Here is a 26,535-nt window from a genome sequence, read left to right on the forward strand (position 1 = left end):
ATCAGACCGCCCTCATCAGCAGGGTCACGGCGATGAGGACCGCCGTACCGCCGAACATCGAGACCGCGTACGAGCGGGCGTAGCCGTTCTGCAGTTTCCGCAGCCGGCCGGAGAGCCCGCCGACTGTGGCCGCCGTTCCGTTGACCACCCCGTCGACCAGGGTGTGGTCGACGTACACGAGCGAGCGGGTGAGGTGCTCGCCGCCGCGGACCAGGACCACGTGGTTGAAGTCGTCCTGGAGCAGATCCCGCCGGGCGGCGCGGGTCACGAACGAGCCGCGCGGGGCGACGACCGGGACGGGCTTGCGGCCGTACTGGACGTACGCGATCGCGACGCCGGCCAGCAGGACGGCGACCGTCAGGCCCGTGATCACCGGGACGCTGATCGGCGGGTGCGGGTGCTCGAACTGCGTCACCGGCTCCAGCCAGTTCACGAACCGGTCACCGATGCTGAAGAACCCTCCCGCGAAGACCGACCCGAAGGCGAGCACGATCATCGGGATCGTCATCGACTTCGGCGACTCGTGCGGATGCGGCATCTCACCGGGGTGCACCTCGATGCCGGGCTCGACGCTGGGCGCCGTGTCCGGGTCGGGGGCGGGCTGCCAGCGCTTCTCGCCGAAGAACGTCAGGATCATCACGCGCGTCATGTAGTACGCCGTGATGCCCGCGCCCAGCAGGGTCACGGACCCGAGGATCCAGCCCTGCGTGCCGCCCGAGGCGAAGGCCGCCTCGATGATCTTGTCCTTGGAGAAGAAGCCGGACAGTCCCGGGAAGCCGATGATCGCGAGGTAGCCGAGCCCGAACGTCACGAACGTCACCGGCATGTACTTCCGCAGGCCGCCGTACTTCCTCATGTCGACCTCGTCGTTCATGCCGTGCATGACCGATCCGGCGCCGAGGAAGAGGCCCGCCTTGAAGAAGCCGTGCGTCACCAGGTGCATGATCGCGAAGGCGTAACCGATCGGGCCGAGGCCCGCCGCCAGGATCATGTAGCCGATCTGCGACATCGTCGAACCGGCCAGCGCCTTCTTGATGTCGTCCTTCGCGCAACCGACGATCGCACCGAAGAGGAGCGTGACCGCACCGACCACCACGACCGCCAACTGCGCGTCCGGGGCGGCGTTGAAGATCGCGCCGGAGCGGGTGATCAGGTAGACGCCGGCGGTCACCATGGTGGCGGCGTGGATGAGGGCCGAGACCGGGGTCGGGCCCTCCATCGCGTCACCGAGCCACGACTGGAGCGGCACCTGCGCCGACTTGCCGCACGCTGCCAGCAGCAGCATCAGGCCGATGGCCGTCATCTTGCCCTCGCTCGTGTCCCCGGTAGCCCCCAGCACCGGCCCGAAGGCGAAGGTCCCGAAGGTGGTGAACATCAGCATGATCGCGATGGACAGACCGATGTCACCGACACGGTTGACGATGAAGGCCTTCTTGGCCGCCGTCGCCGCGCTGGGCTTGTGCTGCCAGAAGCCGATGAGCAGGTACGACGCCAGGCCGACGCCCTCCCACCCGAAGTACAGCAGCAGGTAGTTGTCGGCGACGACCAGCAGGAGCATCGCCGCGAGGAAGAGGTTCAGGTAGCCGAAGAAGCGGCGCCGGCGCTCGTCGTGCTCCATGTAGCCGATCGAATAGATGTGGATCAGCGTGCCCACACCGGTGATCAGCAGCACGAACGTCATCGACAACTGGTCGAGCTGGAAGGCCACATCGCCCTGGAAGCCCTCGACGGGAATCCAGCTGTACAGGTGCTGACGCATGGTCCGCGCCTCGACGTCGTACCCCAGCATCGCGCCGAACAGCACCACGCCGAGCACGAACGAGGCCCCGGCGAGCACCGTGCCGATCCAGTGGCCGACGCGGTCGAGCCGCCGCCCGCCGCACAGCAGGACCGCCGCTCCGAGCAAAGGCGCTGCGACGAGCAGCGCAATCAAGTTCTCCACGATTTCTTCCGACCCCTTACAGCTTCATCAGGCTGGCGTCGTCGACCGAGGCCGAGTGGCGGGACCGGAACAGCGACACGATGATCGCCAGACCCACCACGACCTCCGCGGCGGCGACGACCATCGTGAAGAACGCGATGATCTGGCCGTCGAGATTGCCGTGCATCCGGGAGAAGGTGACGAACGCGAGGTTGCAGGCGTTGAGCATCAGCTCGACGCACATGAAGACGACGATCGCGTTCCGCCGGATCAGCACACCCGCGGCGCCGATGGTGAACAACAGCGCCGCGAGATACAGGTAATTGACCGGGTTCACTTCGCGGCCTCCGATTCGTTCTCGTCACGGCCGGGCTCACGGCCGAGCCGTTCCTCGGAGCGCTGCTCCAGCGCCTTCAGGTCGGCAATGGCCTGGCTGGACACGTCACGGATCTGACCGCGCCCGCGCAGCGTCTTGTTAACCGTGAGCTCGGACGGCGTGCCGTCCGGCAGCAGACCCGCGATGTCCACCGCGTTGTGCCGGGCGTACACACCCGGTGCGGGCAGCGGCGGCAGGTGCTTGCCGCGTACGCGCTCCTCGGACATCTCGCGCTGCGTCTTCGCGCGCTCGGTGCGCTCGCGGTGCGTGAGGACCATCGCGCCGACGGTCGCCGTGATGAGCAGGGCGCCGGTGAGCTCGAAGGCGAAGACGTACTTGGTGAAGATGAGCTCGGCCAGCCCCTCGACGTTGCCGCCGCTCGCGGCGTTGGCCCTGCCGAGTCCGTTGAAGGTGCTCAGCGAGGCGCTGCCGATGCCCGCGGTCAAGAGGATGCCGAAGCCGAGGCCGCAGCCCGCGGCCAGCCAGCGCTGGCCCTTGAGCGTCTCCTTCAGGGAGTCGGCGGCCGTGACACCGACCAGCATGACCACGAAGAGGAACAGCATCACGATCGCGCCGGTGTAGACGATGATCTGGACGACGCCGAGGAAGTACGCCCCGTTGGCGAGGTAGAAGACCGCCAGCACGATCATGGTCCCGGCCAGGCACAGCGCGCTGTGCACGGCCTTCTTCATCAAGACGGTGCACAGGGCGCCGATGACGGCGACCGTACCGAGCACCCAGAACTGCACGGCCTCGCCGGTCGAAGCGGCCGAGGCGGCAAGAGCGTTCATCCCCCGATCACCTTCTCCGACGTCGGCTCGTCCTCGCCGAAGGTCGACGCGGCCTCCTGCGGCCGCTCTCCCCTGCTCAGCGCCACCTGCCGCTCCGTGCCCGGCGCGGCCTCGGTCACCAGACCCCGGTAGTAGTCCTGCTCGTCCATGCCGGGGAAGATCGAGTGCGGCGACTCGACCATGCCTTCCTCCAGCCCGGCGAGCAGCTGCTCCTTGGTGTAGATGAGCGACTCGCGGCTGCTGTCGGCCAGTTCGAACTCGTTCGTCATCGTCAGCGCGCGGGTGGGGCACGCCTCGATGCACAGGCCGCACAGAATGCAGCGGGCGTAATTGATCTGGTAGACGCGGCCGTAACGCTCACCCGGGGAGTAACGCTCCTCCTCGGTGTTCTCGGCGCCCTCCACGTAGATCGCGTCGGCCGGACAGGCCCAGGCGCACAGCTCGCACCCGATGCACTTCTCCAGGCCGTCCGGATGGCGGTTGAGCTGGTGCCGGCCGTGGAAACGCGGCGCCGTCGTCTTCTGCTGCTCCGGGTACTGCTCGGTCAGCCGCTTCTTGAACATGGCCTTGAAGGTCACGCCGAAGCCGGCCACCGGATTCTGCCAGGGCGTCCGGGGGGCTTCCCCCGGCTTTGAGGTGTCAGGCATCGTCGGCCTCCTTCCCGTCACTCATAGTGTCCGGCCCACCACTGACAATCAGCTCGCGCTCGTGGCGCGGCCGCCTGCGGGGCACGGGTGGCAACTCCTGCCCGGGCAGCGGAGGCACCGGGAATCCGCCCGCCATCGGGTCGAACGCGGGCGGTTCCTCGCCGTCCTTCGCCGCCTTCTCCTTCTCCTTCTTGTCGCGGAAGATGTCGGCGACGAAGGACAGGAGCAGGATCGCGACGATCGCCCCGGCGACGTACAGCACGATGTTCTGGAATTCCATGTTCTCGTTGCGCATCGCGCGCACCGTGGCGACCAGCATCAGCCAGACCACCGAGACCGGGATCAGGACCTTCCAGCCCAGCTTCATCAGCTGGTCGTAGCGCACGCGTGGCAGCGTGCCGCGCAGCCAGATGAAGAAGAACAGCAGCAGCTGGACCTTGACGACGAACCAGAGCATCGGCCACCAGCCGTGGTTCGCGCCCTCCCAGAAGGCCGAGATGGGGTACGGAGCCCGCCAGCCGCCCAGGAAGAGGGTGACCGAGACCGCCGAGACGGTGACCATGTTGACGTACTCGGCCAGCATGAACAGCGCGAACTTGATCGACGAGTACTCAGTGTTGAAGCCGCCCACGAGGTCGCCCTCGGACTCCGGCATGTCGAAGGGGGCGCGGTTCGTCTCGCCCACCATCGTGACGACGTAGATGATGAAGGACACCGGCAGCAGGATGATGAACCAGCGGTCCTCCTGCGCCTCGACGATCGCCGAGGTCGACATCGACCCCGAGTAGAGGAACACCGAGGCGAAGGCCGCGCCCATCGCGATTTCGTACGAGATCATCTGCGCGCAGGCGCGCAGACCGCCGAGCAGCGGATACGTCGATCCGGACGACCAGCCCGCGAGCACGATGCCGTAGATGCCGACCGAGGCGACCGCGAGGATGTAGAGCATCGCGATCGGCAGGTCGGTCAGCTGCATCGAGGTGCGCTGCCCGAAGATCGACACTTCGTTGCCGGCCGGGCCGAACGGGATCACCGCGATCGCCATGAAGGCCGGGATCGCCGCGACGACCGGAGCAAGGATGTAGACGACCTTGTCCGCCCGTTTGACGATCACGTCCTCCTTGAGCATCAGCTTGACGCCGTCCGCGAGGGACTGGAGGAGGCCCCAGGGACCGTGCCGGTTGGGGCCGATGCGCAGCTGCATCCAGGCGACGACCTTGCGCTCCCACACGATGGAGAAGAGCACGGTGATCATCAGGAAGGCGAAGCAGAAGACGGCCTTGATGGCGACGAGCCACCACGGGTCGTGCCCGAACATGGACAGGTCCTCGGCAGCGAGGTACATCGGGTTCACGCGAGCACCTCCGGTGCGTCGGTGGCGGAGGCGGGGGCCGCCGCCGGGCCGATGCGGACGACCTGTCCGGGGACCGCGCCGGTGTCGGTGGCGACGCCGCCGCCCGTCGAGTTCAGCGGCAGCCACACCACACGGTCCGGCATCGGTGTGACCTGGAGCGGAAGTTCGACCGTCCCGGCCGGGCCGGTGACGGCGAGCAGGTCGCCGTCCTTCACACCCGTGCCGTCCGCGGTGGCCGCGGAAAGCCGGGCGACGGCCGCGTGCCGGGTGCCGGCGAGCGCCTCGTCGCCGTCCTGGAGCCGGCCCTGGTCGAGCAGCAGCCGGTGCCCCGCGAGCACCGCCTCGCCGGCGCCGGGGCGCGGCAGCGGCTGGGCGGACTCGGTGGGGTCGGTGGCGTGGGCCCCGCCCCAGGCGCCGAGCCGGTCCATCTCGCGGCGTACGGCCCGTACATCAGGCAGCGCCAAACGCACGTCCAGTGCGTCGGCCAGCATGTGCAGGACGCGTGCGTCGTCAGGGGCGAGCGAGCGCGTCATCTGGTCGGGCTTGAGCGCGGCCTCGAACATCCGGGCCCTGCCCTCCCAGTTCAGGAAGGTGCCGGGCTTCTCGGCGACCGCGGCGACCGGAAGGACGACGTCTGCCCGGTCCGTCACCTCGCTGGGACGAAGCTCCAGGGAGACGATGAAACCGGCCTGGTCGAGGGCTTCACGCGCCCGTACCGGGTCGGGAAGGTCCGCGACCTCGACGCCGCCGACGAGCAGCGCGGCGAGTTCACCGGTGGCCGCGGCCTCGATGATCTGCCCGGTGTCGCGCCCGTACCGGAGCGGCAGTTCGGCCACGCCCCAGACCGCCGCCACCTCGTCCCGCGCGCGCGGGTCGGTGGCCGGGCGGCCGCCGGGCAGCAGCGAAGGCAGCGCGCCCGCCTCGACGGCGCCGCGCTCACCGGCCCGGCGCGGGATCCACACCAGGGACGCACCGGTCGCGGTGGCGGCCCGTACGGCCGCGGTGTACGCGCCCGGCACGGCGGCCAGTCGCTCGCCGACGACGATGACGGCGCCGTCCGCGCGCAGCGCTTCGGTGGCGGCGTTCCCGTCGGCGCCGAGCTCCGTGCGGCCCGCGATGGCGTCGAGCCACTCGGGTTCGGTGCCGGGCGCGGCGGGAAGCAGCGTGCCGCCCGCCTTCGTCAGGCCCCGGGTGGCGTGCGTCGCGACGGCGAACGTGCGCTGGCCGTGCTTGCGGTGGGCTTTGCGCAGCCGCAGGAAGACGCCGGGCGCCTCCTCCTCGGACTCGATGCCGACGAGCAGTACGGCGGGCGCCTTCTCCAGCGCCGTGTACGTCACGCCCGTACCGTCGAGATCACGTCCGCGACCCGCGACCCGGGAGGCCAGGAAGTCGGCCTCCTCGCTGCTGTGCACGCGCGCGCGGAAGTCGATGTCGTTCGTGTCCAGGGCGATACGGGCGAACTTGGCGTACGCGTACGCGTCTTCGACGGTGAGCCGGCCGCCGGTCAGGACACCTGCCCGCCCGCGCGCCGCCGAAAGCCCCTTGGCCGCCACTTCCAGCGCCTCGGGCCAGCTCGCCGGCTCCAGTACGCCCGCCTCATTGCGTACGAGCGGAGTGGTGAGCCGGTCGGGACGCTGCGCGTAACGGAAACCGAAGCGGCCCTTGTCGCAGATCCACTCCTCATTGACCTCGGGATCCTCGGCCGCCATGCGCCGCATGACCTTGCCGCGCCGGTGGTCGGTGCGGGTCGCGCAACCACCCGCGCAGTGCTCACAGACGGACGGCGACGACACGAGGTCGAAGGGGCGGGCCCGGAAGCGGTACGCCGCCGAAGTCAGCGCGCCCACCGGGCAGATCTGGATGGTGTTCCCGGAGAAGTACGACTCGAAGGGGTCACCTTCGCCCGTACCGACCTGCTGGAGCGCACCGCGCTCCAGGAGCTCGATCATCGGGTCGCCCGCGACCTGGTTGGAGAAGCGGGTGCAGCGCGCGCACAGCACGCACCGCTCGCGGTCGAGCAGCACCTGGGGGGAGAGGGGAACCGGCTTCTCGAAGGTCCGCTTCTTGCCGTCGAAGCGGGACTCCGCGTCGCCGTGCGACATGGCCTGGTTCTGGAGCGGGCACTCGCCGCCCTTGTCGCAGACCGGGCAGTCCAGCGGGTGGTTGATCAGCAGCAGTTCCATGACACCGCGCTGGGCCTTCTCGGCGACCGGCGAGGTGATCTGGGACTTGACGACCATGCCGTCGGTGCAGGTGATCGTGCACGACGCCATGGGCTTGCGCTGGCCCTCGACCTCGACGATGCATTGCCGGCAGGCGCCGGCGGGGTCGAGGAGGGGGTGGTCGCAGAAGCGCGGGATCTCGATGCCGAGCAGCTCGGCGGCCCGGATGACCAGCGTCCCCTTGGGGACGGAGATCTCGATGCCGTCGATCGTGAGCGAGACCAGGTCCTCGGGCGGCGGGACCGCCGCCTCGCCGCCTCCGGAGGGAGCACTTGTCGTGACGGTCATGCGTTCACCTCCGTGGGGTGGACGGGCTTGTCGGCCCATACGGTCGACTTGGCCGGGTCGAAGGGGCAGCCCTTGCCGGTGATGTGCTGCTCGTACTCCGCACGGAAGTACTTGAGCGAGGAGAAGATCGGGGACGCGGCGCCGTCGCCGAGGGCGCAGAACGACTTGCCGTTGATGTTGTCGGCGATGTCGTTCAGCTTGTCGAGGTCACTCATCCGGCCCTTGCCGGCCTCGATGTCGCGCAGCAGCTGCACCAGCCAGTACGTCCCTTCGCGGCAGGGCGTGCACTTGCCGCAGGACTCGTGGGCATAGAACTCGGTCCAGCGGGTCACGGCCCGCACGACACATGTCGTCTCGTCGAAGCACTGAAGTGCCTTGGTGCCGAGCATCGAACCGGCGGCGCCGACACCCTCGTAGTCCAGCGGGACGTCGAGGTGCTCGTCGGTGAACATCGGGGTCGAGGACCCGCCCGGCGTCCAGAACTTCAGCCGGTGTCCGGCGCGGATGCCGCCGCTCATGTCGAGCAGCTGGCGCAGCGTGATGCCGAGCGGGGCCTCGTACTGGCCGGGGTTGGTGACGTGGCCGCTCAGCGAGTAGAGCGTGAAGCCCGGGGACTTCTCGCTGCCCATCGAACGGAACCAGTCTTTGCCCTTGTTGAGGATCGCGGGAACGGACGCGATGGACTCGACGTTATTAACAACAGTCGGACACGCGTAAAGACCCGCGACGGCAGGGAAGGGGGGACGGAGCCGGGGCTGGCCGCGCCGGCCTTCGAGCGAGTCGAGCAGCGCGGTCTCTTCACCGCAGATGTACGCGCCCGCACCCGCGTGCACGGTGAGTTCGAGGTCGAGACCGCTGCCGAGGATGTTCTCGCCGAGGTAGCCCGCCGCGTATGCCTCACGTACGGCCTCGTGCAGCCTGCGCAGTACGGGGACGACTTCGCCGCGCAGGTAGATGAAGGCGTGATTCGACCGGATCGCGTAACAGGCGATCACGATGCCCTCGATGAGGGAATGCGGGTTCGCGAAGAGGAGCGGGATGTCCTTGCAGGTCCCAGGCTCCGATTCGTCGGCGTTGACAACTAGATAGTGCGGCTTGCCATCGCCCTGCGGGATGAACTGCCACTTCATGCCGGTGGGGAAGCCCGCGCCGCCGCGACCGCGCAGACCGGAGTCCTTGACGTACGCGATGAGGTCGTCCGGCGACATGGCGAGTGCCTTGCGCAGGCCTTCGTACCCCTCGTGCCGCCGGTAGGTGTCCAGGGCCCAGGAATCGGGCTCGTCCCAGAACGCCGACAGGACGGGTGAGAGCAGCTTTTCAGGGCTGGTCTCGTTGATCTCGGCTGCCAAGGTCATCACTCCCCCTCCTCGGTTTCCGGTCCGGCCGGGTGAGCGGGGTCGGACGCCGAGGTCTGCTGCGGAGCGTCGTGCGAGCTGAGGTGCTCGGACGGCGAAGGATCGTGCGGGGGCCGGTCGTGCTTGTCCTCCCCGCGCGGGTGGACCACGCGGTGCTGCGTGGCCTCACCCTTGGCGAGCTTGAGGCCGATGAGCGAGGCGGGTCCGGCGCCACCGGTCGCCTCGACGGCGCCGGAGCGCTCGTCGGGGAAGCCGGCCAGAATGCGGGCGGTCTCCTTGTACGTGCACAGGGGCGCGCCGCGGGTGGGCTGGACGGGCCGTCCGACTCGCAGGTCGTCGACGAGGCGCTTGGCGGATTCGGGCGTCTGGTCGTCGAAGAACTCCCAGTTGACCATCACCACGGGCGCGAAGTCGCAGGCGGCGTTGCACTCGATGTGTTCGAGGGTGACCTTGCCGTCCTCGGTCGTCTCGTTGTTGCCGACGCCGAGGTGCTGCTTGAGCTCGTCGAAGATGGCGTCGCCGCCCATCACCGCGCACAAGGTGTTGGTGCAGACCCCTACTTGGTAATCACCGCTCGGCTTCCGCCGGTACATCGAGTAGAACGTCGAAACCGCGGTGACCTCAGCGGTGGTCAGGCCGAGCGTTTCGGCGCAGAACCGGACGCCGGTGCGGGTGACATGGCCCTCCTGCGACTGCACGAGATGCAGCAGCGGCAGCAGCGCGGACCGGCTGTCGGGGTAGCGGGCGACCACTTCCTTGGCGTCCGCGTCGAGCCGGGCGCGTACGTCGGCCGGATAGTCGGGGGCGGGGAGCTGCGGCATCCCCAAACTCACCTCTTGATTTGCTGGTGTGGCAGTCACCGGTCGACGCCTCCCATCACGGGGTCGATGGACGCGACAGCGACGATGACGTCGGCGACCTGGCCGCCCTCGCACATCGCCGCCATGGCCTGCAGGTTGGTGAAGGACGGGTCGCGGAAGTGGACCCGGTAGGGGCGGGTGCCGCCGTCGGAGACCACGTGCACACCGAGCTCGCCCTTGGGCGACTCGATCGCCGTGTACGTCTGCCCGGCCGGCACCCGGAAGCCCTCGGTCACCAGCTTGAAGTGGTGGATCAGGGCCTCCATGGAGGTGCCCATGATCTTCTTGATGTGGTCGAGCGAGTTGCCGAGGCCGTCGGGTCCGAGCGCGAGCTGCGCGGGCCAGGCGATCTTCTTGTCGGCGACCATCACGGGGCCCGGCTCCCGGAGCCGGTCCAGGCACTGCTCCACGATGCGCAGCGACTGCCGCATCTCTTCGAGCCGGATCAGGAAGCGGCCGTAGGCGTCGCAGGTGTCGGCGGTCGGTACGTCAAAGTTGTACGTGTCGTAACCGCAGTAGGGGTCGGTCTTGCGCAGGTCGTGCGGCAGGCCGGCCGCGCGCAGGATCGGGCCGGTCGCGCCGAGCGCCATGCAGCCGGTGAGGTCGAGGTAGCCGACGTCCTGCATGCGGGCCTTGAAGATCGGGTTGCCGGTGGCGAGCTTGTCGTACTCCGGCAGGTTCTTCTTCATGGTCTTCACAAGCTCGCGGAGCTGGTCCATCGCGCCCGGGGGCAGGTCCTGGGCGAGGCCGCCGGGCCGGATGAACGCGTGGTTCATGCGCAGGCCGGTGATGAGCTCGAAGGCATCGAGAATCAGTTCACGATCGCGGAATCCGTAGATCATGATCGTCGTCGCGCCCAGCTCCATACCGCCGGTGGCGATGGCCACCAGGTGGGAGGCGATCCGGTTGAGCTCCATCAGCATCACGCGGGTGACAGTCGCCCGGTCCGGGATCTGCTCCTCGATGCCGAGCAGCTTCTCGACGCCCAGGCAGTACGCCGTCTCGTTGAAGAACGGCATGAGGTAATCCATGCGCGTGACGAAGGTCGTGCCCTGCGTCCAGTTCCGGAATTCGATGTTCTTCTCGATGCCGGTGTGCAGGTAGCCGATGCCGCAGCGGGCCTCGGTGACCGTCTCGCCGTCGATCTCCAGGATGAGCCGGAGCACGCCGTGCGTCGACGGGTGCTGCGGGCCCATGTTGACGACGATGCGCTCGTCGTCGGCCTTGGTGGCGGCCTGGACGACCTCGTCCCAGTCGCCGCCGGTGACTGTATATACGGGACCTTCGGTGGTCTCGCGTGCTGCTGCGGGTGGGGTAGTCACGAGTACGACCTCCGCTGGTCCGGAGCCGGGATCTGGGCGCCCTTGTACTCGACGGGGATGCCGCCGAGGGGATAGTCCTTGCGCTGCGGGAAGCCCTGCCAGTCGTCCGGCATCATGATCCGGGTGAGGGCGGGGTGCCCGTCGAAGACGAGGCCGAAGAAGTCGTACGTCTCGCGCTCGTGCCAGTCGTTGGTCGGGTAGACCGTGACCAGCGAGGGGACGTGCGGATCGCTGTCCGGTGCGCTCACTTCCAGGCGGATCAGCCGACCGTGGGTGAGCGAGCGCAGGTGGTAGACGGCGTGCAGCTCGCGGCCCTTGTCTTCCAGGTAATGGACGCCGCTGACGCCCGTACAGAGCTCGAAGCGCAGGGCCGGGTCGTCGCGCAGGGTCTTCGCCACCTGTACCAGGTGCTCGCGCGCGATGTGGAAGGTGATCTCGCCGCGGTCGACGACCGTCTTCTCGATGGCGTTGTCCGGGAGGAGGTTCTGCTCCTCCAGGGCGCCTTCGAGCTCGTCCGCGACTTCGTCGAACCACCCGCCGTAGGGGCGCGTCGCGGGCCCCGGCAGGCGTACGGAACGTACGAGACCGCCGTAGCCGGAGGTGTCGCCGCCGTTCTTCGCGCCGAACATGCCGCGCTGGACGCGGATCTCTTCGCCGTGATCACCGCGCTGGCCGGGCAGATTCTGCGCGCTGAGTTCCTTGTCGGGGTTCGGCTCGTTGATCTCGCTCACCGGAGCAGCCCCTTCATCTCAATGGTGGGGAGCGCCTTCAGGGCCGCTTCCTCCGCCTCGCGGGCCGCCTCTTCCTGGTTCACGCCGAGCTTGGAGCTCTGAATCTTCTGGTGGAGCTTCAGAATCGCGTCCATCAGCATCTCGGGACGAGGCGGGCAACCGGGCAAATAGATGTCAACAGGAACAATATGATCAACACCCTGCACAATTGCGTAATTGTTGAACATTCCGCCTGAAGAGGCGCAAACACCCATGGAGATAACCCACTTGGGGTTCGGCATCTGGTCATAGACCTGCCGCAGCACCGGCGCCATCTTCTGGCTGACCCGGCCCGCCACGATCATGAGGTCGGCCTGCCGCGGTGAGCCGCGGAAGACCTCCATGCCGAAGCGGGCCAGGTCGTAACGGCCGGCACCCGTCGTCATCATCTCGATGGCGCAGCAGGCGAGGCCGAAGGTCGCGGGGAAGACGGAGGACTTCCGTACCCAGCCCGCGGCCTGTTCGACGGTGGTCAGCAGAAAGCCGCTGGGCAGCTTCTCTTCGAGTCCCATTGGTGCCCCTCAGCCCCTCAGTCCCATTCCAGGCCGCCGCGCCGCCATACGTACGCGTAGGCAACGAAGACGGTGAGCACGAAGAGCAGCATCTCGACGAGCCCGAAAAGCCCCAGGGCGTCGAAGGAGACGGCCCAGGGATAGAGGAAGACGATCTCGATGTCGAAGACGATGAAGAGCATCGCCGTCAGGTAGTACTTGATGGGGAAGCGGCCGCCGCCGGCGGGTGTGGGTGTCGGCTCGATGCCGCACTCGTACGCTTCAAGCTTTGCCCGGTTGTAGCGCTTTGGGCCGATAAGCGTGGCCATGACCACGGAGAAGATCGCAAACCCTGCCCCGAGTGCGCCGAGCACGAGGATGGGCGCGTAGGCATTCACGCTCCTCGCTCCTTCCAGTCGTCCTTGACCGTTGGACCGCACCGGAGCTTGCACTTCACGCCGCCTCCACGATCTTCGCCACGCGTAGATCATGTATATGTGAGGCAGTTCACAAGCCCGGCTGCTTCGCATCCTATGCCTGCCGGTCTGTGATCTGCGACACGGGTTGCGACAACGTCTTTGTGATCTCCACCACCCGACGAACGATCATCAACTCGGGTGAGCGGTGATCTTCATACGCGAAGTGCACGAGTGGCTACCATAGGTGACAAGTGATGGTGTTACTGCTGGCCGCAGGGGGTGCGCGCTATCAAGCGTTGGCGCGTACAGGCAAATTGGCAATGGACGCCTCTTGGGTGATAAGGGAACGCCGCCTCATCACTCCGAGGGAGCCTCGCGGACGAATGTGGACGCGTGCGCGCGTTCACGAGCCCCAGGGGGTCGCAAAGGGTTGCCGATCTGTGACCTGCACCACTCTCGTCCGCTGCCGATAAAAGCGGGCTTGGCCATCGGTGTGAACGGATGGTAGGCGCCGGGCAATTGGGGCGTAATGCGGAAAGCCCATGATCACAGGCATGATCACGTGTGCCCGTATTGCCCGTTACGGCGTCAATAAAGCCCGGCAGAAGCCCGATTCGGGCCGACATGGCACAACTGTGGCGCAGCCCACGTTTCTTGAAGGGAACCGCGAACGCCTGATAGCGGTTGTCCCATGTCCCTCACCGCTCACATACCCAGCCACCGGAAACCCCGTCGTAGCGCCTCGAAGGTCGCGCTCCGTGCCGGAGTTGCCGGTGGCGTCCTCAGCACCATCGGGGTGGCAGGTGCTGCCGGGCCGGCGAACGCCGAGCCGGTGACCGCGACCATCGAGATGCCCACGATCACCACGGACCTGGCGAGCACTGTCGCCGTCTCCGCCGAGGCCACCCAGCAGGTCGCGTACGCCTACGACCTCCAGGCCCAGCAGGACGAAGCCGCCGCCAAGGCCGCGAAGGCCGCAAAGAAGGACAAGGCGGAGGCCGAACGCAAGGCCGAGGCCAAGCGCAAGGCCGAGGCCAAGCGCAAGGCCGAAGAGGCCGCCAAGAAGAAGGCTGCTGAGGCAGCAGCCGAGAAGGCCGAGCAGCAGGAGCGCGCCTCGCGCAGCGCCGAGCGTACGACGCTCAGCGCCTCCGCCGGCGACTCCGGCGTCTCCGTCGGTTCCTCCACGGCCACCGGCAGCGCCGCGACCGTCGTCTCCTTCCTCAAGGCGCAGCTCGGCGACGCGTACGTCATGGGTGCCTCCGGCCCCAACGCCTGGGACTGCTCCAGCCTCGTACAGGCCGCGTACCGGACGGTCGGCGTCGACCTCCCGCGCGTCTCGCAGGACCAGTCGGTGGCCGGTACCCAGGTGGGTACGTCCAACCTCCAGGTCGGCGACATCCTCTACTGGGGCGGCGCCGGATCGGCGTACCACACCGGCGTCTACATCGGCGACGGCCAGTACCTCGACGCCGCCAACCCGAGCAAGGGCGTAGTCATCCAGGACCTGTCGGGCTACCCCGCGAGCGGCGCGGTGCGCGTGCTCTGACGGACATTCAGGACCTTTTGCGCGACTTGTATGACTCTGTACGGCGGAGGGCCGTCGTTCCCGGATCCGGGAACGGCGGCCCTCCGCCGTGCGTTCACCGGGTGCCGGAACGGCTCACCCCTTGCGGAACAACTCAACAAGGCGCGCGTAGCTGTCCCCGCCGTTCCCCCCGTCGACCGCCCGCTCGACCAGCGCCTGCGACAACTCGGGCAGCCGCCCGTCGATCCCCCGGTCCCTTCCCGCATGGACCAGGTGCCCGATCGCCGCGCGGTGTACGTCGAGAGTGGCGTCGTCGCCCGGGTAGTGACCGGCGTCCACCTGCTCGGCGTACGCACCCATGAAGCCCGTCACCGCGCCGCGCAGCCACCGGGTCGCGACCGGGGCGAACGCCGTCGCGGCCACGCCGTCTGCGCCCGCCAGCGCCGTGGCGTGCAGCCAGCCGCTCAGCGTCGCCCACATGACGTCGAGCAGCGCCAGGTCGTAGAGGGAGGCGACGCCCGGGTCGTCGCCGAGGTCGATGGGGTCGCCCAGGGCGGCCAGCGTGTCCCGATGGGCCGCGACGGCGGCGGGCGAGCCGCTGTAGAGGAACATGCTCTCCGGGCTGCCGACCCCGGGCGGCGTCGACATGATGGCGCCGTCGAGGTAGCCGAAGCCGTGCCCGGCCGCCCAGGCTGCCATCTGTCTGGCCTGTTCGGGAGAGCCGGTGGTGAGGTTGACGACCGTACGGCCGGCGAGCGACCCGGCCACCGGCTCCAGGAGCGCGCGTACGGCGTCGTAGTCCAGCACGCAGACGACCACGACCCGTGCGGCCGCGACCGCCTCGGCGGGGGTCGCCGCGCGCACAGCGCCCCGGGCGACGAGCGGGCCGGCCTTGGCCGGGGTGCGGTTCCAGACGGTCGTGGGATGACCGGCGGCGAGGAAGGCGTCCGCGAGCGCCGTACCCATCTGTCCCAGACCCAGGACCGTGACGTTTTCGCGGTTCATAACCGTTTCCCCCAAATGTGCGGTGTGCGTTGCTTCTTGGCGAGATCAACCCTCGCAGCGCCCGCCGCCCGCCGACAGTGGCAGGACTGCCCACCTCCGCAAAATTCCTGCCGTACGCTCACACGCATGCACACCGTCGCCGTGGCCGTGGTCGAGGACTCCGGTATCTCCCTCTGGGAGCTGTACGAGCTGTCGATCGCCTGCACGGTCTTCGACGTCCCGAACCCGGACCTGGCCGACCCCTGGTACGACCTGCGCCTGTGCGGCACCAACAAGGGCGGCCCCAGCGCGGGCTTCTCCCTCACCACCCCCCACGGCCTTGACGCGCTCGCCGGAGCGGACACCGTGATCGTGCCGTCGGTCCCCGAGGCGTGCGCCGAGGACGGCGAGGACGTACCGCCCGAACTCGTCGACGCACTGCGCGCGGCCGCGGACTCCGGGGCCCGCATGGTGTCCCTGTGCACCGGCGCTTTCGCACTCGCCGCGGCCGGACTGCTCGACGGCCGCCGCGCCACCGCCCACTGGCAGCACACGGCGGCGCTCGCCAAGCGCTACCCGAAGGTCCTGGTCGACGACTCCGTCCTCTACACCGACGACGGCAACGTCCTCACCAGCGCCGGCGCCGCCGCCGGCCTCGACCTCTGCCTGCACCTGGTCCGCCGCGACCTGGGCGCACAGGTCGCCAACCAGCTGGCCCGCCGCCTGGTCGTACCGGCCCACCGCACGGGCGGGCAGGCCCAGTTCATCGACCAGCCCGTTCCCGAGACCGACGACGGCAACCTCGGGCCCGCCCTCCAATGGGCCACCGCCCACCTCCACGAACCACTCACCGTCGACGGCATGGCCCGCCGCGCCCGTATGAGCCCGCGCACCTTCTACCGCCGCCTCCAGGAGTCCACCGGCACCACCCCGCTCCAGTGGCTGCTGGGCCGACGGCTGGCCCACGCCCAGTCGCTCCTCGAAACGACCGACCTGCCGATCGACCGCGTCAGCGCGGAAAGCGGCCTGGGCACGGCGGCCAACCTCCGCCGCCACTTCACACTCCAGGTCGGCGTCTCCCCCAGCGACTACAGACGCAATTTCGCCGGCCCGCGCACGCGCTTGCCGCAGCCCGCGACCTGACAGCGCGCCTAGGTGGTTCGGGGCACGGCGACGGACTGGGCGTGGCGGAAGATGTTGTGCGGGTCCCACAGCTTCTTGGCCCGTTGCAGGCGCTTGTAGCTGTTCTTGTAGTACAGCTGGTGCCAGGGCTGGCCCAGCGTATTGAGTTTCGGGTCGGAGATGTCGACGTCGGGGTAGTTGATGTAGCAGCCGTCCGTGTTCGCGTCCTGGGTCGCGGGGTAAGCCGGATCGACCACCGCCGGCACTCCACCGGTGGGCCCGTAGACGTCCTGGTAGAAGTTCCTGATCCAGCGCAGATGGGGCCCGGCGATTTCCGGGTCCTGCTCGGCGTCCAGGTAGTCGTAGACCCCGTTCTTGTCGGCGTCCGTGCCCCAGGTCCAGTACGCCTGGTACTGAAGCTTCATGACCGAGGAGCGCTGCGGCACGGCTGTCTCCTCCGTGCCCATGTCGTTGACTGCCCCACCGTAGGAGTCGACCTGAACCAGGGCGTCAGGGTTTGTGTACTTGGCGTCGGTGAGGTGGCGGTGGATCGCGTCGATCTGGTGCTCGGTGAATCCCTTCGTCATGTACGCCGACTTGTACTTGCCGCAGCGGTTGGGGCCCGAGTCGTTGATGCTCTGCGTGGCAGTGAGCCACGGGAGCCGGGTGGGGATGAACAGGGCGCCCTGCGCGGGATGTTCGCCGATCGCCTGGTCCAGTGGTGTCTCTTCGACGTGGTATGTGTCGCCGGTCTTGAAATCTGCGGTGATCCACTTCATGAATGCCGCGAGGCGGTGCACCGAGTCGTCCTTCGTGCCGTCGAGCTGGATGATCAGACCGACCTTGCCGCTGCTCATGTGGGTGAGTTTCAGCAGGGTGAACAAGTCCCGGTACTTGTAGGTGCCGAAGGAGGCGGCCGGGAGCGTTCCGTTGTTCTCGTACTCGAAGAACTGCCCGTATCGGCGGACGAGCGACTTGAAGAGGTCGGGGCGTTTACGGAAGTCCTCCCACTGCCACGCGACGGACCTGGCCAGCACCTGGGCGGGCGGCTGCCGCAGGCCACGGAACCAATAGCGGGTGATGACGCCGAAGTTGCCACCGCCCCCGCCGGTGTGCGCCCACCACAGGTCGCGTAGCGACTCATCGGCCGAGTCCTTGCAGGCCACCGTCTTCTTGGGGGTTTTGCCGTCGGCGACGGTGACCACCTCGACGGCGTACAGGTAGTCCACCGTCAGGCCGAAGTCCCTGGAGAGCAGCCCATAGCCGCCGCCCGAGATGTGACCGCCGAGCCCCACCGAGTAGCAGGAGCCGCCGGGCAGGGCCAGGCCGGTGGACCGGTAGAGCTGGGTGGTGCTGTGCCAGTTCGTCGCGCCCGCCTCGATGCAGTACGCGTCCATCTTCGGGTCGAAATAGACGCGGTTCATCTGACTCACGTCGATGATGACCCCGACATCCCCGGAAGAGACAAAGTTCTCGTAGCAGTGACCGCCCGAGCGCACAGTGATCCGGCGCTCGGAGTTGGCCGGGTTGCTGCGGAACTTGGCGACCGCCGCCACCACGTCGTCCGCCGTCGTAGCCACCACCACGTAGTCCGGTTTGGCGATCCAGCGCTGGTTGAACCCCCGGCGCAGAGCCTCATAGCGCGCGTCGTTGGAACCCACTTCGATCGGACTCGCGGCCACGGCAACTCCCATAGGCATATGAGACGTCCACGAACTCACTCTAAGTTACCAGTGATGCGCTCTACGTCACTTACTCGTTCGAGTGAACCGCCGAAGCCTGACATTTGTCATCTACTCCTGTGCCGAAGGTCGTTCTGCGGGTGGAGGACCGCCGGTGCCGGCGCCATGAGGATGGGAGGAATCGAACACGCGCCGTGAACGAGTGACGAAAATAGGAGCGACCATGCGCCTCGTCCACCCGAACAATCGCCGCCGCCAGGAGCATCGGAGAGGCCGCCTGGCGGCGGTGGCATCGGTCGCTGTTCTGTCGCTCGCGGTCGGAGTCGCGCCGGCGCAGGCGGCAGTGCACATATCAGCCGGCCCCACCGCCGCCGCCTGGTCCGGCCCGTCCGCCGCCCCCTTAGCCGGACCGGACCGCCGTCTCGACCAGCCGGCTCTCCGCGACTCCCTCGCGGCAATTCACAAGGCCGGTATGTACGGGGCCTATTCCGCGGTTCGCGACGGGTCGCAGCAGTGGCGCGGAGCCACCGGATTCGCCGACGTGGACACCGAGCGCTGGATGCGACCCGACTTCGAGCACCGGATCGGCAGCATCACCAAGACCTTCACCGCAGTGGCCGTCCTTCAGCAGGTCCACAAGGGCCGCATTGAACTGGACGCGCCCGTCGGACGCTACCTGCCCGAGCTGATTCCGGGCGAGCGCGGCCGGCAGGTGACCGTACGCATGCTGCTCAACCACACCAGCGGCATCGGGGATTACGTACTACCCGCCTTCCCGGGCATCCTCGAAAACCCCGGCAAGGTCCTGGAGGACAACCGCTTCCGCCGCCTGGACCCGGAGCACCTCGCCCGCCTCGGACTCGCGGCGCCGCCCGTCGCCGAGCACGGCACGCACTCGTACTCCAACACCAACTACGTCATCGCCGGGCTGCTGTTGCAGAAGGTCACGGGCCAGGACCCGGAAACGTACATCACCCGCAATGTCATCCGTAAGGCCGGGCTGCGGCACACCTACTTCCCCCGCTCGCCCTACATTTCCGGACCGCACGCCAAGATGTACGAGTCGATGTACGGCTACATAGAGCCGGCCCGCGACTTCAGTGCCTACGACATGTCCTGGGCCGGTACGGCCGGCGCGATGGTGTCGACCATGCGGGACCTCAACGACTTCTACCGCCAACTGCTCGGCGGCAAGCTGCTCGGCCCCGCCGAACTGCGCGCCATGAAGACCACCGTCCCGTCGTACGAGCCCGAGCCGGGCGAGGAAGTCGCCATGCGGTACGGCCTCGGCCTCTACACCCTGCGCATGCCCAACGGCGGCTGGTACTGGGGCCACGACGGCGGCGTCTTCGGAGCGGGGACCTGGGCGCTGTCCACCGAGGACGGCCGCAGGCAGGTCGCGATCGGCTACAACCTCATGAAGTACCAGCGGTTCGACGAGAACAACAAGCCGAAGCCGGACCCGATAGGCGATGCACTGTTCCAGTACGTCGACGGAGCACTCAGCGACCCGGCCAAGCCCTCACCGCCCCTCCGCCAGCGGTCGGCGCCGCCCAGCACGCTGCCCCCGCTCAACCCCTTGGTCACCCCCGAGCAACTGCGCTGAGGGTCAGGGCGCCGGACGGATCTTGTACGTACGGACCGTGTCCCGCAGCCGCGCCGCCTTTCCGCGTACGACGTCGGCCGGAAGGCCGTCATCCCGTACGCACGGCTCGCTGCGGCAGATGCGGCACAGGCCGTCCGGCAGGGAGTCCGGCGTACCGGGGGCGTGGCAGTCGGTGCACTCCATGACGTACCGGCCCTGGACGGGGGCCGGGGGCTTGGGCGGCAGCCGGTTGATCAGCCGGTTCTGTACGAAGCCGAAGGGGTGCCGGACGGGGTCGGGCAGCATCGAGGCGACGGCCCGCACGAGCTGCGCCTCGGTGGCTCCTCGCCGGAACCAGTCCCCGGCGAGGTCGGCCAGCGCCTCGCATTCGACGGCGGACAGGGCGAGTTGCGGGTGCTGGTGGACGAGGCGGGCGAGGGCGTCGTAGCCGCGCGCTTCCGGCTCCTGTGCGGGCGAGGGGTCCGCCATCCCGGACTGCGGAACGTCACCGCTGAGGAAGGCGGCCCACCAGGCGTCGGGCCGGGCGGTACGGGTGAAGTACGTCCGGTAGACCCACCGTGCCCCCTCCGCATCCTGCACGTCCCGGCGAACGCGCCGCAGGTGCCCGGCCTCGGACAGCTTCCGCAGAACGGTTCCGATGGCACACTGCCCGAAGCCTTCCAGCTCCCTGGCCAGTGCCTTGATGGAGATGTCGGCGCCGTCGGGCAGCCGGTCGATGTAACCGGCGATCGCCGCTTCACGCTTGGGCAGATGTGCGAAGTCGCGTGCGCGACGGGGCTCCTGGTCGGGCGCGGACCGTTTCCCGAAGCCGGGCTTGGCCATGGGGTGGGCGGGCGCGTGCAGGGCGGGACTAAGCTGCTGAACAGCCATGAGATCGCTCCACGATCTTGTTGGTCAGACCCCTGTGTGGTGCTGCTAACACCGCATGGGGGTCGTTTCGTCGTGCCGCACGCTACACGGCAACAGCACTGTGTCGCGACACGATCACAAAAAGTCATCGCCGCTGGCAGGGAGGGTAGGTGGGAACAGTCCCCACCCACCATTCCTAGCAAAAGGATCTCGACCCTCGCCCCCCGAAGCTCAAGCGCCGTCACGACACCGAGGGCACCGGCACGGCGGATACGCCATGGACCCCGGCGGGAACTCCACCGCCTCCATCGGCTCCCCCACGGCGTCGAGCCGCAGCACCCCGTCCGTCCCGTGGTCCGCAATCAACTCCGCGAGCTGCGCCCGCGCTTCGCTTCGCCCCGGCTCGCCCATGTCGGCCATTGCAGGTCACTCCCGTCGCACCGTTTCGCTACTTTCGGTTACAGCCTGGCCGCACTCCGCTTAGGCTCGCCAGTAGGTGGCCCGTGACACCGACGTGGTCACACAGGGAGTTGGGCACATGGGCACTGACGTACCGGAATCACGATTTCCCTACGGGGATGAGCTGCGGAAGCGCCGCGAGGATGCGGGGCTCACGCAGGAGCTGCTGAGCCAGCAGGCGATCATGTCGCGTACGCACATCGCCCATATCGAGGGCGGGCGACGCAAGCCGTCACTGGACGACGCGAGACGTCTCGATCAAGTGCTGGGCACGGGTGGGGTGTTCGAGCGTTTTCTGCCAACGCTGGACTCACGCAAGGTGGCGGTCCACTTCGCGGCGGCGGCCGAGTTCGAGCAACAGGCCACCATGATCCGTGAGTACGCGTCTTCCCTGGTGCCCGGGCTGTTGCAGACGGAGGAGTACGCCCGCGCTGTGTTCCGGTTCACCTTCCCGCCCAAGAGCGACGATGAGCGTGACAGCGCTCTCGTCACACGCCTCGGTCGCGCCCGCATCCTCGACAATCCCGTGACGCCCGTCCTGTGGACGATGCTGGACGAGGCCGTGCTACGGCGCCCGGTCGGCGGGCCAGGCGTCATGGCCGAGCAGCTGCGACACCTCCAGCAACTGGGCGATCGTGAGCGTATTCGTCTCCATGTACTCCCGTTCTCCGTAGGCGCGCACGCCTTGATGGAGAGCAGTCTGACGCTGACATGGCTCGAAGATTCCCCACCCATCGCCTACGTTGAAGGCGTCAAGACGGGAGCGATCCTCGATGATCCAGCGGTAGTGCACCATTGCCAAGCGATCTACGACCTCGCCCTGGGCGACGCGTTGTCACACCGGGAGTCACTCGCCCTCATCAAGGCTGTTGCAGAGGAATACGAGAAGCATGAACAGCAGTGATCACACCGTTAGTTGGCGCAAGTCCAGCTATAGCGGAGCTAGCGAAGGCAACTGTCTGGAGGTCGCCGACGGCCTGGTCGGCATCATGCCTGTACGCGACAGCAAGATCCCCAGCGGCCCCGCCCTCGCCTTCGGCGCGACCGCTTGGTCCTCCTTCGTATCCGCAGTGAAGGACGACCGGCTGCCCCGCACGTGACCGCCTGCCCCCATCCCACTAGATGACGGGCGGGCGACCGAGCCGGGTCATGCGCCACACCGTGGACCAGCGCATCGGCTTGCGGTGCCCGCACGGGGTCCGCACTCCTTCCGCGAACCCACCCGCCCACGCCTTCAGGCCGGCCAATGGCGGTCGGCGGGCGATCGTCAGCAGGATCCACGCGCCGAGGTAAGCAGGGACGAGAAGGGCCGGCAGATGGCGCTTCGCCATCCATACCCGGTTGCGGGCGGTCATCCGGAAGTACACCGCATGCCGGGCGGGCGAGGTCCGCGGATGTTGCAGCAGGAGAGCGGGCTCGTAGCGGACCGACCATCCGGCATCCAGGGCCCGCCAGGCAAGGTCGGTCTCCTCGTGCGCGTAGAAGAACTCGTCCGGCCACTCGCCGGCCTGCTCGAAGACGGCCGCACGAATCGCGTGACCGCCCCCGAGGAACGTCGTCACCTCGCCCGGCCGCATGGGGTCCTTGGCTCGCAGCCGTGGCACGTGGCGGCGCTGGGTGAAGCCGGTCTCGTCGGCGACCCGGAAACTCACGATGCCGCAGCGGGGCTCATCGTTGAGGATCTTCCGCAGCCGCTGGAACGTGTCCGGGTCGGGCACGAGGCCGTCGTCGTCGAGATCCACCACCACGTCGGCGTCGCCGCGCTCGCGCAGCGCGTGCCAGGCGACGTTACGGCCGCCCGAGATGCCGGTGTTCTCTTCGAGTTCGACGGTAAGCACGTCGGGGCCAAGATCGGGGACCGGGCTGCCGTTGCCGACCACCACGATCGGCACGGCGTCGCCGTGTTGCGCACGTACGGAATCGAGCAGGGCGGTGAGCTCTGCGGGGCGGTTACCCATGGTCAGTACGGCCACGCCGAGACGGTCAGACATGACGGCGATCGTAACGGCCGGCGGCCTGCCCATGGACGGTGAACAGACGACACGAGAAAAGGCCAGTAGGCCATTCAACTATTGAGAAAGGTACGGCTGACACAGCGTAAGCGGAGCCACGTCTCTTCTCCTACCCCGAAGTTGCACCTGCCGCAAAAGGTAGAAAACTGTGGAGAGGGATTCTTTGAGAACATCCAAGTCTCGCTTCACAGGAAGGTGTGAAATGAACACCATCCAGTACACCAGCGGTTCGGGCGTCGGCATGGGGTGGCTGCCCGACCGTCCAGACATCCGGGATTACACGCAGGAAACCAACGGCATCGCCAGCATGGTCGCAAGGACCGGTGTCCTGAAGGCCCAACTCTTCCGCCGCAGCACGACCTTCGGCCTCTCTGTTCCCCTGTTGTGGATCAGGGCGAGATAGGGTCGTGCACCGCCAACGCCGCAGCCGGCATCGTTGAATACTTCCAGCTGCGTGCCGCACAGAAGTACATTCCGGTCTCACGGTTGTTCCTCTACAAGGCCACCCGCAATCTGTTGCAGTGGACAGGTGACACCGGCGCGTATCTGCGCACAACGATGGGTTCGCTGAGGCTTTTCGGCACTCCCCCGGAAAAGTACTGGCCTTACGATCCGGCACATTTCGATGCGGAACCATCAGCGTTCTGCTACTCGTTCGCCGAGCAGTTCCAGGCGCTGCAGTACTACCGGCTCGACACGCCCAACAGGCCGGCCGAGGAACTGCTCCACGACATCAAGGCGCACGTACATTCCGGACTGCCTCCGATGTTCGGCTTCACGGTCTACGCCAGCATCTACCAGGCCCAGAACGGCCAAATCCCATTTCCTGCGCCGCGCGAGAACGTGGTGGGCGGTCATGCGGTCGTGGTAGTCGGCTACGACGACAGTCGCGTCGTCACCAACCCGATTGACGACAGCACCACCACTGGGGCATTCACCGTCCGTAATTCGTGGGGTACTTCATGGGGAGACTCCGGATACGGCTACCTGCCGTACCAGTACGTCCTTGATTCGCTTGCCGAGGATTTCTGGATCCTCGTGGACGCGGAGTATCTGGAAACGGGCGTGTTCGACGCCTGACGCCTGACGGTGCTGGGACAAAAATCAGTGCAGGGTCTTGGCGGCCCTTGTCACCGGGCCGCCAGCGTCGCCCGTGTTGATGACGCCTGCCGGTTCCAGCAGCAGGACGGCGGTCTCCTCGTCGGCCACGGGGCAGTGCTCGACGCTCGACGCCACGCGGCACCACGAAGAGCTCGCCCCGGTTCCAGGACCACGTCTGCGTCCCTGAGCTCCACGCGCACTTCACCGACCACGCCTACCCGGTCCACACCCATGACACCTGGGGCCCTGGTGATCCTCGACGACGGTTCGGTCGACCTCTCCGTCGACCGCCGACGCCATGGAGCCGCCGGGGCGGGCGTGGTCGTTCTGCTGCCGCCCGGCGAAACCGGCACTTCACCCGCCACGTCGGCACCACGCCCGGACGCTACGTGGTTGCGCCGGTTACCCCCACGCGTCGAGCAGCGAAAGGTGGATTACGAATTCGGTGCGACCTTGGCCAGGCCGTTGATGATGCGGTCCATCGCGTCGCCGCCCGACGGGTCGGTGAGGTTGGCCAGCATCTTCAGGGTGAATTTCATCAGCACCGGGTGGGTCAGGCCGCGCTGGGTGGCGATCTTCATGACCTTCGGGTTGCCGATGAGCTTCACGAAGGCGCGGCCCAATGTGTAGTAGCCGCCGTACGTCTCCTTGAGGATCTTCGGGTAGGCGTGCAGGGTCAGTTCGCGCTGGGTCGGGGTCGCGCGGGCGTTCGCCTGGACGATCACGTCGGCGGCGATCTGGCCCGACTCCATGGCGTACGCGATGCCCTCGCCGTTGAACGGGTTCACCATCCCGCCCGCGTCACCGACGAGGAGGAGGCCCTTGGTGTAGTGCGGCTGGCGGTTGAACGCCATCGGGAGCGCGGCGCCGCGGATCGGCATCGTCATGTTTTCGGGGGTGTAGCCCCAGTCCTCCGGCATGGAGGCGCACCATGCCTTGAGGACCTCGCGCCAGTCCAGTTCCTTGAACGCCTTGGAGGAGTTCAGGATGCCGAGGCCGACGTTGGAGGTGCCGTCGCCCATGCCGAAGATCCAGCCGTAGCCGGGGAGCAGGCGGTCCTGCGGGCCGCGGCGGTCCCACAGCTCCAGCCAGGACTCCAGGTAGTCGTCGTCGTGGCGGGGCGAAGTGAAGTACGTACGGACCGCGACGCCCATCGGGCGGTCCTCGCGGCGGTGCAGGCCCATGGCGAGGGAGAGGCGGGTGGAGTTGCCGTCGGCGGCGACCACCAGTGGGGCGTGGAAGGTGACCGGGGTCTTCTCCTCGCCGAGCTTGGCGTTGACGCCGGTGATCCGGCCCGTACGGGCGTCGATGATCGGCTCGCCCACGTTGCAACGCTCGTGCAGGCGGGCTCCGGCCTTCTGGGCCTGGCGGGCCAGCTGCTCGTCGAAGTCGTCGCGCTTGCGGACGAGCCCGTAGTCGGGGTACGAGGCGAGCTCCGGCCAGTCGAGCTGGAGGCGGACGCCGCCGCCGATGATGCGCAGGCCCTTGTTACGGAGCCAGCCCGCCTCTTCGGAGATGTCGATGCCCATCGAGACCAGCTGCTTGGTGGCGCGGGGGGTGAGGCCGTCGCCGCAGACCTTTTCGCGCGGGAACGCGGTCTTTTCGAGGAGGAGGACGTCGAGTCCCGCCTTGGCGAGGTAATAGGCGGTGGTGGAGCCGGCGGGTCCGGCCCCGACGACGATCACATCTGCGGTGTGCTCGGAGAGGGGCTCGGTCACGGCGGGATCTCCCGTAAGACTCGGCGTCGCGTGCGTTGGGGCACAGGTCGGAGGCAGTCTATTGGGGCGTGGTGATCACCGGTCCGAAGGGTGGGTGTGGAGCGGCGCGGGCGTGCCGCCGTAGGGGCCGAGGTCAGCTGAGGTCAGTTGAGGTCAGTTGAGGTCAGCCGAGGGTCCAGGTGGCGAGTGCGGTGTCGAAGGTCTTGCGGGCGTACTGCCAGTCCCGGTCCCTGCTCTTGGTGTAGATCGAGTAGTCCGTGCCGTTCGGCGCGATGTAGCCCTGGTCGATGGCGTGGAGGGTCTCGCCCGTCTGCTTGTCCTTGAAGGTGTACTCCCAGATCGCGCCCGGGCGGCCCTGGAAGGTGTTGCGTTCCAGGCGCAGGCGCCGGAAGTCGTTCTGGTTCGCCTTGGCCTTCTGCTCGATGTTGAGGAAGTTGTCGTAGGAGGTGGCGTACGGGGGGTTGTGGACGACGCCGATGAGGAGGTGCTCCATGCCGGTGGAGCCGGAGTACGTGATCTGGCCGCCGGCCGCGTTCGTACGGGACCAGAGCTCGGGGACGGCCAGGGAGAAGCCGGCGGGGTCCGTTACGCGGCGGAAGCCGGTGGGGGGCTCGGGGGGTGCGGAGGTTTGGGGCGCGGCGGGGGTGGAGGAGACCGGGGT

General features: G+C 67.8%; 25 protein-coding genes and 1 pseudogene. 7 read left to right on the forward strand and 19 right to left on the reverse strand.

The window, feature by feature from the left end; genetic code table 11:
- Nucleotide 1 precedes the first annotated feature (1 nt).
- From nuoL to J7E89_RS17370, 12 genes are read right to left on the reverse strand one after another with little or no spacing between them, the layout of a single operon-like run.
- On the reverse strand, nucleotides 2-1,942 hold the full coding sequence (gene nuoL / locus J7E89_RS17315; protein WP_214974467.1) for an NADH-quinone oxidoreductase subunit L: 1,941 nt from the start codon (nucleotides 1,940-1,942) through the stop codon (nucleotides 2-4).
- A 16-nt stretch (nucleotides 1,943-1,958) separates the two neighbouring features.
- Entirely contained in the window at nucleotides 1,959-2,258 is a 300-nt protein-coding gene (gene nuoK, locus J7E89_RS17320) for an NADH-quinone oxidoreductase subunit NuoK (protein WP_018101339.1), read from the reverse strand.
- Nucleotides 2,255-3,088 (reverse strand): NADH-quinone oxidoreductase subunit J, encoded by an 834-nt coding sequence (locus J7E89_RS17325; RefSeq protein WP_214974468.1) that lies wholly within the window; start codon nucleotides 3,086-3,088, stop codon nucleotides 2,255-2,257. The genes nuoK and J7E89_RS17325 overlap by 4 nt, the downstream gene beginning before the upstream one ends.
- Nucleotides 3,085-3,735: an NADH-quinone oxidoreductase subunit NuoI gene (nuoI, locus tag J7E89_RS17330; protein WP_214974469.1), complete on the reverse strand. Its 651-nt coding sequence runs from the start codon at nucleotides 3,733-3,735 to the stop codon at nucleotides 3,085-3,087. The genes J7E89_RS17325 and nuoI overlap by 4 nt, the downstream gene beginning before the upstream one ends.
- The gene (nuoH, locus tag J7E89_RS17335) at nucleotides 3,728-5,080 is read right to left on the reverse strand and encodes an NADH-quinone oxidoreductase subunit NuoH (RefSeq protein ID WP_214974505.1); all 1,353 of its coding nucleotides are present in this window, start codon (nucleotides 5,078-5,080) and stop codon (nucleotides 3,728-3,730) included. Before nuoH ends, nuoI begins: the two co-directional genes overlap by 8 nt.
- Nucleotides 5,081-5,085: 5 nt before the next feature.
- Nucleotides 5,086-7,599 carry an NADH-quinone oxidoreductase subunit G gene (locus tag J7E89_RS17340; protein WP_214974470.1) on the reverse strand — a complete coding sequence of 838 codons (2,514 nt, stop codon included), beginning with the start codon at nucleotides 7,597-7,599 and terminating at the stop codon, nucleotides 5,086-5,088.
- Nucleotides 7,596-8,957, reverse strand: coding sequence for an NADH-quinone oxidoreductase subunit NuoF (nuoF, locus tag J7E89_RS17345; RefSeq protein ID WP_214974472.1), 1,362 nt, complete (start codon nucleotides 8,955-8,957; stop codon nucleotides 7,596-7,598). The genes J7E89_RS17340 and nuoF overlap by 4 nt, the downstream gene beginning before the upstream one ends.
- Nucleotides 8,954-9,775 carry an NADH-quinone oxidoreductase subunit NuoE gene (gene nuoE / locus J7E89_RS17350; RefSeq protein WP_251060656.1) on the reverse strand — a complete coding sequence of 274 codons (822 nt, stop codon included), beginning with the start codon at nucleotides 9,773-9,775 and terminating at the stop codon, nucleotides 8,954-8,956. Before nuoE ends, nuoF begins: the two co-directional genes overlap by 4 nt.
- A 35-nt stretch (nucleotides 9,776-9,810) precedes the next feature.
- Nucleotides 9,811-11,136, reverse strand: coding sequence for an NADH-quinone oxidoreductase subunit D (locus J7E89_RS17355; protein WP_214974476.1), 1,326 nt, complete (start codon nucleotides 11,134-11,136; stop codon nucleotides 9,811-9,813).
- Nucleotides 11,133-11,867, reverse strand: coding sequence for an NADH-quinone oxidoreductase subunit C (locus tag J7E89_RS17360; protein ID WP_214974478.1), 735 nt, complete (start codon nucleotides 11,865-11,867; stop codon nucleotides 11,133-11,135). The genes J7E89_RS17355 and J7E89_RS17360 overlap by 4 nt, the downstream gene beginning before the upstream one ends.
- Nucleotides 11,864-12,418 carry an NADH-quinone oxidoreductase subunit B family protein gene (locus J7E89_RS17365; RefSeq protein WP_214974480.1) on the reverse strand — a complete coding sequence of 185 codons (555 nt, stop codon included), beginning with the start codon at nucleotides 12,416-12,418 and terminating at the stop codon, nucleotides 11,864-11,866. Before J7E89_RS17365 ends, J7E89_RS17360 begins: the two co-directional genes overlap by 4 nt.
- A gap of 17 nt (nucleotides 12,419-12,435) precedes the next feature.
- Nucleotides 12,436-12,795, reverse strand: a complete 360-nt coding sequence (locus tag J7E89_RS17370; RefSeq protein ID WP_003956195.1) for an NADH-quinone oxidoreductase subunit A — start codon at nucleotides 12,793-12,795, stop codon at nucleotides 12,436-12,438.
- Nucleotides 12,796-13,507: 712 nt separating this feature from the next.
- On the opposite strand from J7E89_RS17370, the gene J7E89_RS17375 reads away from it, so the two are divergent.
- Nucleotides 13,508-14,362 (forward strand): C40 family peptidase, encoded by an 855-nt coding sequence (locus J7E89_RS17375; protein ID WP_214974482.1) that lies wholly within the window; start codon nucleotides 13,508-13,510, stop codon nucleotides 14,360-14,362.
- 114 nt (nucleotides 14,363-14,476) lie between these two features.
- Here J7E89_RS17375 and J7E89_RS17380 read toward each other — a convergent pair whose 3' ends face one another.
- Entirely contained in the window at nucleotides 14,477-15,346 is an 870-nt protein-coding gene (locus tag J7E89_RS17380) for an NAD(P)-dependent oxidoreductase (RefSeq protein WP_214974484.1), read from the reverse strand.
- A 126-nt stretch (nucleotides 15,347-15,472) separates the two neighbouring features.
- Here J7E89_RS17380 and J7E89_RS17385 point away from each other — a divergent pair, with 126 nt between their 5' ends.
- Nucleotides 15,473-16,468, forward strand: a complete 996-nt coding sequence (locus J7E89_RS17385; RefSeq protein WP_214974486.1) for a helix-turn-helix domain-containing protein — start codon at nucleotides 15,473-15,475, stop codon at nucleotides 16,466-16,468.
- 8 nt (nucleotides 16,469-16,476) lie between these two features.
- Here J7E89_RS17385 and J7E89_RS17390 read toward each other — a convergent pair whose 3' ends face one another.
- Nucleotides 16,477-18,129, reverse strand: coding sequence for an FAD-dependent oxidoreductase (locus J7E89_RS17390; protein ID WP_214974488.1), 1,653 nt, complete (start codon nucleotides 18,127-18,129; stop codon nucleotides 16,477-16,479).
- Nucleotides 18,130-18,352: 223 nt separating this feature from the next.
- Here J7E89_RS17390 and J7E89_RS17395 point away from each other — a divergent pair, with 223 nt between their 5' ends.
- Nucleotides 18,353-19,735 carry a serine hydrolase gene (locus J7E89_RS17395; protein ID WP_214974490.1) on the forward strand — a complete coding sequence of 461 codons (1,383 nt, stop codon included), beginning with the start codon at nucleotides 18,353-18,355 and terminating at the stop codon, nucleotides 19,733-19,735.
- 3 nt (nucleotides 19,736-19,738) lie between these two features.
- Here J7E89_RS17395 and J7E89_RS17400 read toward each other — a convergent pair whose 3' ends face one another.
- Nucleotides 19,739-20,605, reverse strand: coding sequence for a hypothetical protein (locus tag J7E89_RS17400; protein WP_214974492.1), 867 nt, complete (start codon nucleotides 20,603-20,605; stop codon nucleotides 19,739-19,741).
- Nucleotides 20,606-21,122: 517 nt separating this feature from the next.
- Here J7E89_RS17400 and J7E89_RS17405 point away from each other — a divergent pair.
- Both J7E89_RS17405 and J7E89_RS17410 read left to right on the forward strand, forming a co-directional pair.
- Complete coding sequence (locus J7E89_RS17405) at nucleotides 21,123-21,947, forward strand: helix-turn-helix transcriptional regulator (protein WP_214974494.1); 825 nt, start codon at nucleotides 21,123-21,125, stop codon at nucleotides 21,945-21,947.
- Nucleotides 21,934-22,143 carry a DUF397 domain-containing protein gene (locus J7E89_RS17410; RefSeq protein WP_214974496.1) on the forward strand — a complete coding sequence of 70 codons (210 nt, stop codon included), beginning with the start codon at nucleotides 21,934-21,936 and terminating at the stop codon, nucleotides 22,141-22,143. The genes J7E89_RS17405 and J7E89_RS17410 overlap by 14 nt, the downstream gene beginning before the upstream one ends.
- An 18-nt stretch (nucleotides 22,144-22,161) precedes the next feature.
- Here J7E89_RS17410 and J7E89_RS17415 read toward each other — a convergent pair whose 3' ends face one another.
- Complete coding sequence (locus J7E89_RS17415) at nucleotides 22,162-23,034, reverse strand: glycosyltransferase family 2 protein (protein ID WP_214974497.1); 873 nt, start codon at nucleotides 23,032-23,034, stop codon at nucleotides 22,162-22,164.
- Nucleotides 23,035-23,257: 223 nt separating this feature from the next.
- Between J7E89_RS17415 and J7E89_RS17420 the strand changes: the two genes are divergently transcribed.
- Together J7E89_RS17420 and J7E89_RS17425 are read left to right on the forward strand one after the other, a co-directional pair.
- Nucleotides 23,258-23,458 (forward strand): hypothetical protein, encoded by a 201-nt coding sequence (locus tag J7E89_RS17420; RefSeq protein ID WP_214974499.1) that lies wholly within the window; start codon nucleotides 23,258-23,260, stop codon nucleotides 23,456-23,458.
- The gene (locus J7E89_RS17425; protein ID WP_214974500.1) at nucleotides 23,440-24,135 is read left to right on the forward strand and encodes a C1 family peptidase; all 696 of its coding nucleotides are present in this window, start codon (nucleotides 23,440-23,442) and stop codon (nucleotides 24,133-24,135) included. The genes J7E89_RS17420 and J7E89_RS17425 overlap by 19 nt, the downstream gene beginning before the upstream one ends.
- A gap of 24 nt (nucleotides 24,136-24,159) precedes the next feature.
- On the opposite strand, the gene J7E89_RS41830 is transcribed toward J7E89_RS17425, so the two are convergent.
- The 3 genes and pseudogenes from J7E89_RS41830 to J7E89_RS41835 all read right to left on the reverse strand — a co-directional run.
- Entirely contained in the window at nucleotides 24,160-24,291 is a 132-nt protein-coding gene (locus J7E89_RS41830) for a hypothetical protein (RefSeq protein WP_285439254.1), read from the reverse strand.
- A 299-nt stretch (nucleotides 24,292-24,590) separates the two neighbouring features.
- Entirely contained in the window at nucleotides 24,591-25,874 is a 1,284-nt protein-coding gene (locus tag J7E89_RS17430) for a geranylgeranyl reductase family protein (RefSeq protein ID WP_214974501.1), read from the reverse strand.
- A 163-nt stretch (nucleotides 25,875-26,037) separates the two neighbouring features.
- Nucleotides 26,038-26,535: pseudogene (locus J7E89_RS41835) on the reverse strand (serine/threonine protein kinase); the annotation flags it as partial.

It is taken from the genome of Streptomyces sp. ISL-100 (assembly GCF_018614615.1).
Lineage (GTDB): Bacteria > Actinomycetota > Actinomycetes > Streptomycetales > Streptomycetaceae > Streptomyces.